Source organism: Pseudonocardia nigra (assembly GCF_019396355.1).
Lineage (GTDB): Bacteria > Actinomycetota > Actinomycetes > Mycobacteriales > Pseudonocardiaceae > Pseudonocardia > Pseudonocardia nigra.
In genome coordinates, this window is record NZ_JAHKRK010000539.1 from 1 (window position 1) to 783 (window position 783).

Here is a 783-nt window from a genome sequence, read left to right on the forward strand (position 1 = left end):
TACGACCGCTTCACGCGCTTCAAGGGCGACTCCAGCCTGCAGTTGCAGGTGCAGCCCGCGCAGTCCGGTACCGCCGAGGTGTGGATCTCCTCGGAGTTCCTGTCCGGCGTGCAGATCCAGCAGGTGTGGCCGCAGCCGGACACGTGGACGGCCGCGAACGGCGGTGACGTGCTCACGTTCCCGGTCAGCGGCACGGATCCGGTCACCGTCGAGATGCAGGTCCGGCCCGACCACATCGGGATGCTCCGTGGCGCGATCGGCGTACCGGGCGGGGAGCCGGCGCAGTTCTGGCAGTTCGGCTACCCCTGATCCGTTCGCTGCCCCTCCTCGAGGAAGGAATCCGACGTGGACGCGATCCTGCGCGCTGCGATCGTCTACGTGGCGCTGCTGGTGATCTTCCGGGTCATGGGCAAGCGCACGCTCGCCCAGGTGACCACGTTCGACCTCGTCGTGCTGCTGATCGTCTCCGAGGCCACCCAGCAGGCGCTGCTCGGCGAGGACTACTCGATCTCGATGGCCGTGCTGGTCGTGCTCACGCTGGTCGGGCTCGAGCGGATCGGCGACTTCGTCAGCTGGCGGTTCCCCCGCGTCGGGCAGGTCATCGACGGGACGCCGGTGGTGCTCATCGACCGCGGCAGGCCCTTGGAGGAGCGGCTGCGCCGCCACCACGTGCGGATGGACGAGATCCTGCAGGAGGCCCGCACCACCCAGGGCGTGAAGAACGCCGACGAGATCGAGTACGCCGTGCTCGAGCGTTCGGGGGCGATCAGCATCGTGCCGAAG

The 783-nt window shown here is 68.7% G+C and carries 1 protein-coding gene and 1 pseudogene; both read left to right on the forward strand.

The window, feature by feature from the left end:
- A pseudogene (locus tag KME75_RS42085) lies at nucleotides 1-309 on the forward strand (hypothetical protein); the annotation flags it as partial.
- Nucleotides 310-345: 36 nt separating this feature from the next.
- The coding region (locus KME75_RS42090; protein ID WP_219420661.1) for a DUF421 domain-containing protein at nucleotides 346-783 on the forward strand (438 nt) is incomplete at its 3' end.